The sequence below is a fragment of the Trichococcus flocculiformis genome (assembly GCF_900113645.1).
Taxonomy (GTDB): domain Bacteria; phylum Bacillota; class Bacilli; order Lactobacillales; family Aerococcaceae; genus Trichococcus; species Trichococcus flocculiformis.
Map to the genome: position 1 here is coordinate 1 of NZ_FOQC01000078.1, position 7447 is coordinate 7447.

General features: G+C 48.1%; 9 protein-coding genes and 1 pseudogene. 1 reads left to right on the top strand and 9 read right to left on the bottom strand.

Translation table 11 applies throughout. From position 1 onward, the window contains the following. Positions 1-243: pseudogene (locus BMZ71_RS15200) on the top strand (IS5/IS1182 family transposase); the annotation flags it as partial. A 309-nt stretch (positions 244-552) separates the two neighbouring features. On the opposite strand, the gene BMZ71_RS14090 reads toward BMZ71_RS15200, so the two are convergent. The 9 genes from BMZ71_RS14090 to BMZ71_RS15005 form a co-directional block, all read right to left on the bottom strand. Continuing rightward, positions 553-762: a YdbC family protein gene (locus BMZ71_RS14090; protein ID WP_068561329.1), complete on the bottom strand. Its 210-nt coding sequence runs from the start codon at positions 760-762 to the stop codon at positions 553-555. Between the two features lie 177 nt (positions 763-939). Then, the gene (locus BMZ71_RS14095; RefSeq protein ID WP_068561328.1) at positions 940-1365 is read right to left on the bottom strand and encodes an OsmC family protein; all 426 of its coding nucleotides are present in this window, start codon (positions 1363-1365) and stop codon (positions 940-942) included. Next, a complete protein-coding gene (locus tag BMZ71_RS14100; RefSeq protein WP_086990710.1) occupies positions 1362-2102 on the bottom strand; it encodes an ABC transporter substrate-binding protein in 741 nt (246 codons plus the stop codon). Before BMZ71_RS14100 ends, BMZ71_RS14095 begins: the two co-directional genes overlap by 4 nt. A 55-nt stretch (positions 2103-2157) precedes the next feature. Next, positions 2158-3519, bottom strand: a complete 1362-nt coding sequence (locus BMZ71_RS14105) for an MmgE/PrpD family protein (protein ID WP_086990712.1) — start codon at positions 3517-3519, stop codon at positions 2158-2160. Next, positions 3507-4673 (bottom strand): amidohydrolase, encoded by a 1167-nt coding sequence (locus BMZ71_RS14110; protein ID WP_086990714.1) that lies wholly within the window; start codon positions 4671-4673, stop codon positions 3507-3509. Before BMZ71_RS14110 ends, BMZ71_RS14105 begins: the two co-directional genes overlap by 13 nt. A 4-nt stretch (positions 4674-4677) precedes the next feature. Then, a complete protein-coding gene (locus tag BMZ71_RS14115; protein ID WP_086990716.1) occupies positions 4678-4860 on the bottom strand; it encodes a hypothetical protein in 183 nt (60 codons plus the stop codon). A 677-nt stretch (positions 4861-5537) separates the two neighbouring features. Continuing rightward, positions 5538-6203, bottom strand: a complete 666-nt coding sequence (locus tag BMZ71_RS14120; protein ID WP_086990718.1) for an SIMPL domain-containing protein — start codon at positions 6201-6203, stop codon at positions 5538-5540. A 108-nt stretch (positions 6204-6311) separates the two neighbouring features. Further along, complete coding sequence (locus BMZ71_RS14125) at positions 6312-6782, bottom strand: hypothetical protein (protein WP_086990720.1); 471 nt, start codon at positions 6780-6782, stop codon at positions 6312-6314. A 2-nt stretch (positions 6783-6784) separates the two neighbouring features. Further along, the coding region (locus tag BMZ71_RS15005; RefSeq protein WP_218142838.1) for a hypothetical protein at positions 6785-7447 on the bottom strand (663 nt) is incomplete at its 5' end.

The window sequence follows — 7447 nt, forward strand, 5'->3', positions numbered from 1 at the left end:
ACCCTCACGATCAAGTCGAACTTGCATCAAGAACAACTTGACTTTGAAAACAGTGATGCATTTCGTGAGAAATCAAGAATGCGATACCGAATTGAACAAAAGAATAGCGAGTTAAAGAACCGTTATGGTTTAAAAAAATCCATGAGTAACGGTTTATTTGGTATGACTATACAAAGTGCATCGACCGTATTTATCGCAAATATGAGAAAAATAATCAGAGAAATAGAGAAAAAAGGGGCCTAAAGGCTCCCTTTTTTGCGGAAAAATAGCAAGCGAGAAATGGTGAAATGATTTTTGTTGATGCTTTTTACATTCTCTAAGCGACTTTTTCAGCAGCCTCAACTGGTTCTGGCGGGGAATACCGTTGTCACCACGGTTGTTTTTCCCTTCCAAACTGCTTTTGGCGGGGAATCTCCCGGTGATTTGACCTTATTTTGCCCGCCAATAAGGTTTTGGCGGGTTATTTCTAAGGATAACGTATATTCAACCTCAAAACTGAAGAGGCTGCATCAATCCAGTAAGTAGCGTTCTGGGTTGATGCAGCCTCTTCGGTTATTTCAATAGTTTGGCGAGGGCAGCCATTTCTTCTTCGCTGAAGGTCAGTCCTTTGCCCATCTTTTCGTGATCGGGGCTCCATTCGCGGATATCGTATTTTGGCGGTCGGCCGTTCCAGCTGACCAGGTTCAATTCTTTCGTCCAGCCTTTTGCGGAGGTGGACAGGACGCCGAGTTCTTCGACAATTTCAAATGTGATGTCTGCCATGTTTCATTTCCATCCCTTCTCATTCTCATGATAAAGCCTCATCGCTTTATTCAATCGTCTATTAATATATCAGAGGACTATTTCTTGGTAAAGTATTTCACAGCAAACTCTTTTTCGACAAAAATACGGAGCCTTTATCCATCAGGCTCCGATCCCATTTCTTTCCATTCTGTTTCATTACACTTCTCTGGTGAGCTTCACGCCGTTTAAAATAATGTCATAGGTGATTTCGGCATTCAAAGAATCAGAAACGCTGCAATATTTTTCTTCACTCAAGTCGATTGCACGCCAAACTCTTTTGCCATCAATGTCGCCGTCCACTACGAAAGTGATAGTGATAGCGACAAAACCTTTAGGAGCTTCTTCTTTACGGGTTCCGTCTGTGATGAACTCCAGTTTGCTGATTTTATCCAAATAGCGGTTCAAAATCATCGTCACGTCTATGCCGATGCAGCCTGCCAAAGCTGCCAGCAGCATCTCGGTAGGAGTGGCACCTTCGCCCATCCCGCCATACGCTGGCGTTGCATCCATCTTGATATCGTAGCCTGAATCACCTTGGGCGGTGAATTTACGGCCGCCTTCCCATATCGTCTTCACGATCATAGCTTCTCCTCATTTCTTTCGCTCTTTTCCTCCATTTTCAGGAATTTTCTGGCCCGTTCTGTTTTCGGAGCGGCAAAGAAATCCTTTGGCTGCCCCTCCTCCACTACTACACCGTCTGCCATGAAAATGATCCGGTCAGCAACATTCCTGGCAAATTGCATCTCATGCGTCACGATGACCGGCTTCAGCGCATACAGGTTGTTGATGGTCGCATCGATTCTGCCGGCATCCAGATCCTTCAACGAAGTAATCACATCATCATAGGTGCGGATTTCGAAATCGCCGACTTCCGGCATCAGAACGGTCCGCAGATAGGTTTCATCATTGGTGCCTAGGCCAACTCCGATCTGTTTGCCTGGGAAATCATTGACCGACAATATATCCGTGTTCGTTTCGCTGACGATGACCTTAACCTGGTTAGTGATATAAGGATCGGAGAACAGCATTTCCTTCTTGCGGTCTTTGGTGATTGTCATCTGACTGACGACCATATCGAATTTATTCGCTTTCAGTCCCGCTATCATCCCCGAAAACTCTTGTGAGACAAACTCAATATCCACATCCAAACCTTTGGCAATTTCTTTGGCGATGTCTGCATCGAAGCCGTCCATCTCCTGATTTTCATTCAAAAAATTATACGGCTGGTAAGTCCCCATCAAGCCTACTTTGATGACACCGGCATCCTGAACCTGTTGCAGCAAATCCGTCGTTTCTGTTTGAGAGGAGCTCTCTGTCATCGCGCTGGACTCATTCGTCGCGCCTCCCCCGCCGCACGCTGTCAAATAATCACTGTCATAACAGAGCCATCAGATCGTTCAGACTGCTTTTTTCTAGCACCCGGATAGTAGCAGGTACTTTCTCCAAATTATTTTTATCAGGGGCTGCATCCTGCCATTTCGCTTCCAGCTCAGCATCCGTCAACGGCATTCCGGGAGATCCTATTGGCACGCTGACCTCCCGCGTGTGGACAGTTCCGTCTGCCATCGCAATCCGGATGATTGTGAATCTACCCTTCGGAATTGCTTGAGAGTCGGGTAGATGATGAACGTCATATTTTCTGGACATTACTTTCATGAGCTGCTGGGCCTGATCGGAAATAGCCTTGGCCTCAAATTTTTCCAATGTGTAGGCCTGGCCCAATAGAGCCAGAGCTACTACATATTCGATGCTGAATCGGCCTTGCTCCCCAGTCACTGGGTGTTTGTGGATCAGCGCAGCATCCCCGTCAGGAGGAAATATGATAGCTATGTTTGCTATATTTTCGACAGGCAATTGCAATTTTGCCAGCTGCCGGGCTGCATCCGCACCGTGTAAAGCGGCTGAGCAGAAGGGAAAAAGTTTGAACCACAAACCGGGCGTTGCTATTCTCCACGAATCCCCCCAGTTTTCCAACAATGCCTTACGAGTTGCCTCGCTGATTTCTTGCCCTCCGTATGCAGCCAGATAGCCGCTTGTAGTATCAAGCGCCGCTGCAGAACCAAGAAATCCTTGCTGAGTCAATTCGATTGATTGGACCGCTTGTTGCGCTGCCAGACCGGCATGCAACGGCTTCATTTCCGTTCCGAACTGCACGCGCAGACCAGCAGCCTGACTGGCGGCGATTCCGACAGCATTCTGCGTTTCGGCAACAGTGAACCCGAGCAATCGGGCTCCCGCAAAAGTAGCCGAGACGCCACCGAGCAACGAGGTATTGTGCCATCCTTGCAAATAACTTATCGTCCCAAAAGCCTGGCCGAGCCTTGCCATCACTTCCACGCCGATGATATAGGTATCCAAAAATTGTTTGCCGGAAATTTCCCGTCCGGCAGCCAACGCAAAAAGCGCTGGCAAAATAACCGAGCTAGGATGACCGCGCACGTCGGAATGGACATCGTCATAATCAAGCGCATGTCCCATAAACCCGTTCACAAGTGCCGCTTGCCGCCTGTTTGCTCGTTTATTTTGGCCGATCAAAGCCGCGACAGGATGCCCGCCTTCCGCTTCGATGGCGTGTAGCAACTTCAGCACACCGGCATCTTCCCGGCCAGCAAGAGCGCTGGCCAAATAGTCGAGGATACCGCGTTTTGCTTCACGCAAGGCAGCTTTATTTTTTGTAGGGGTTGTCTTCAAAACTTCAGCGGCCAGCATTTCAGTAAATACTGTCAAGCCTTCCATTGATCCAGCACCTTGATCGCCAACGCTGCGAAATAATCCGCTGCGACCGCCAAGGCTTCCTCCTTGAGATTGAACTCAGGATGGTGCCACTCACGTGTGCCTTCCACGCCCATGAACACAAAGAAACCGGGTATGAGTGTTTGGTAATGCGCAAAATCCTCTCCACCGGCAACCGGTTTCGGCTCCACGAAACGATAGCCTTGCTCTTCAGCCGTCTCTGCCAAGATTGCCTTGAATCGGACATCGTTGTCCACGATGGAAACATAAGGGTGCCAGCGGAAATCGGCAACCGCTCCGAAACCGGATGCGATCCCTTCAGCAGCCCGACGCATCAATTCCGGTATTTTTTCGCGATCTTCTTTTTGAAAAGCGCGGACGGTCCCTTCCAGATAGACTTTCTCGGGAATGACGTTCCAAGAGTTGCCACCGTGGATCTGGGTAACGCTGATGACTGCATTATGGAATGGGCTCGTGTTGCGGCTGATGATCGTCTGTAGTCCGGTTATGATCTGGCTTGCGATGACGATCGGATCGATGGTGGAATCAGGAATGCCGGCATGCCCGCCGACGCCGTGAATCTCCAGTTCGAAGCGATCCGCACTGGCCATCAGCCCGCCCTCACGGATCCCGATTGTGCCTACCGGAAGATCCGGCTTGTTGTGCATCCCGAAGATCGCGGAAACCTCCTTCAGAGCACCGGATTCTTCGACCCACTTCGCCCCTTGCGCGATTTCTTCGGCTGGTTGGAAAATGAATCGGACCGTTCCTTTCAACGATGCTTTTTTACCCTGAAGCAGAATTGCAGCTCCGATCATGGAAGCCGTATGATAATCATGACCGCAGGCATGCATGAGTCCTTCCGTTTCGGAAGCGAACGGCAGACCTGTCGCTTCTTTGACCGGCAAAGCGTCGATGTCCGCACGCAGCGCGATGGTCGGGCCAGGCAATGCGCCCACAATTTCCGCGATCAGACCGGTCTCCAGCGGGAAATCAAGGATAGTGACTCCTTCTTCCGTCAACCAGTAGCGGATGCGCTCGGTCGTTGCAAATTCCTTTGCCGATAATTCCGGATGCGCATGCAGTTCGCGCCGGTAAGCGACCAGCTTTTCGTAGAACCCCGTTTTGGTTTGTGTGTCCGTTTGCGTTTCAGTCATGGTATCATTCTTCCTTTCGATGGTTCACTGTATTATTCAAAGCTGGGCTAACCCGTTCAGCAAGCGCCAATGCCGCTTCGACATCCAGATGCTTCTGCAGGCGATTGTCCTCCGACCAGACTCCTCGCATCGCTTCCGTTCCGAAATTATTCTTCATCATAATCATATCTATCACATGTGATGCCATTGTCTGATTCCTCCCCAAAACGTATATCCGTATTGCCTTACTGCGTGTGGCTTCTTTTGTCCGCACTTGCTTGCTTTCCATTCAAAATGAACAAAAACAACTTCTGTTAGCTTACCATTTCAAAGTGGCTCGGCATATTCTGCATTTCCGAACACGCTTGATAGAAAAAAACGAACACCCCTCACCTTTTTCCGGAGTAAAATGGTAGGAAAAGCTGAACGGGTTCGTTCAGCCCTGATTAAGGAAACACTGTGACCTAATCGGTCAAGTGTATCATGCCTCTAAGCGATTGAAATCGCAAGAGTCATGACAATTTAGGAAATCTGTCCGCCTGAGCATCGAAGAGCGCAATTGCTGAGAGACTTTCTGCGTCAGCAGATTAGTCGAACAGTATGTCTTGGCTCGCAGAGACAAGAGGTTCCTTATTCTTTTTTCCGAAGGGCTAACCCGTGAAGCTAGACATCATTTTAGATGCATGAAACATGTTGAAAACTTGTGAAACACCTACGGTGATGCACTTTTCACTCTGGAAAATTTTATAAATTCCTATATGACCACAAAAAAAGACCTAAAAACACCGCTTATGCAGTGTTTTTAAGTCTATATTCGGTATTTCATATTCGACGACGGGTATTCGGCCCTCAAGTTTATCTTATCGCTTCCGAAAGACTTGTCGGTTAGGCCTGTTTCGTATGCAGGATTTCCCAGATGACCGTAACGGTGTCACTATTGCTGATGTCTTCAGGCTCAAGATCGATCATCGGAGCGCTGTCGTAGGCCATTTTTGATGAGGCCGCATAGACACGGGAGCGCACTTCGATTTCGCCCCAATCGTAATCGATCGCCAAAATTTTCCCGAGTATGACGCCGCTAGCCTTAGCCAGCACTTGTGATTTTTCCTTGGCATCTCGAACAGCACTTTCCAGCAGAGCTTGTTCGACTGCCCGGCGATCCTTGAGGAAAAAATAAACCGAAAATTCCGGATCCGCTTCGCAGACCGACAGTGCCAAGAGGATTTCACCCAGGCGTTTGCTGTCGTTTCCGAAGGTGATCTTTAAGTCATTCCGATAACGGTAACCTAAGAAGTAGCGCTTATTCTCGCCGCGGAAATCGTTCCTGTGCTCATACGCGCTGTCGATCGAAAAGTGTGTGGAACGTATTTCCTTTTTAGAAAACCCGAGTGGCAACAACGTTTCCCGGACTTGCTCCAACGCCAAAGCGGCATGTTGCATCGCCAATTCGTAGGTGTCCTTGATGTCCTCCAACTGCAGCGAAATCGCGATTGCATCAGGCGACGCGCTGGCGAAACCTTTGCCTTTGACAGTCATTCTTGAAATTTCCATTTCGGTTATCCCCTTTTTAAATAGATCAACTTGTCTTCATTAAGAAAGACCATCACGCAGAAAGCGGTTACGCAAAAAAACAGAGAGTCATGAAAGAAGGCCCACTGTTCAAGAAGACTGTCCAGTTTCATGGGCATTCTGTTCCTTCGCCTTTCTCGTTTGCCGATCGACAAAGAGACGCACGCCATAAGTCAACGGTATCGAAAGATGCAAGACTACCTGCAGACCGTGAAGCATCACAAATTCAACCGTATTGATCGGAACAGGCAGATCCATGCCCAGATGATACAACTGATAAGACCGCTGCGCCTGCAGTCCGGCCATCACCAAGAAGAAAACATTGCTCCAAAAGGGACTGCGCGTATAGATGTCGAAAAAGGCATTCCGATAAACAATGTTAACCAGAAAGAAAAGAGCACTGACCATGATGATGATCATAATTGCATTTTGGTATGAAATCCCGCCAAGGCTGTCGATCGGCAATGAGATATAAATAAAAAGCAACGCTGTCATGAACAACAAACTATAAAAGCCGAATCTGTAGCGAACCTTCTTTTGATTGTCATCGTAAAATTTCACATTCATTCCTCCTTAGCTTCTGAAAAAGTTTTTACCAACACATTCATTTCATTTTTCAGCATATCAATTTCGCAATAGGCGAGCTTCGGATTGTTGAAGGCGAAATAACGATAGATTTGATTCACACGCAATCGGAATTGTTTCGGGCTGATCGGCAATCGGCCCGCGCGCTTCACGCTGCCCTTCCCGTTCAACAGAAATTGTCGGTTCAATGCATGAATGACTTGAACCCACGAATGTATCGCTTGGGAAAAACCAGCGCTGGCGAAATGGATATCCCCTTCAAAAGCGGCTTCCTTTACAATTTCCAACTGTAACGTCGTTTCCTTCATGAAACAAGCAATCGTTGACTGACGCAGTGTTTCCGGATACGTTCCTTGCATCACTAGCTTTCCCTTTTCTGCTGTGATTGGATGATCCACTGATTCCCAAAGAATTCGACCATAATGAATTTCAGCCGCCATGTTGCTGTTCACGACACCGAAAGGATGACCAGTCTCGTACTTGATCGCAATCTTTCCGTCAAGGCAATCCGTGATGGCAAGATCCACAAGTCCAATATCTCTTAAACTGACTGCTCCCCATGGATAAATCCAGGGGGTTCCAAGGGCTGTTGGGACGTCACGGACTGTACTGGCGATATTTCCAAAAAAGTGGAGATGTCG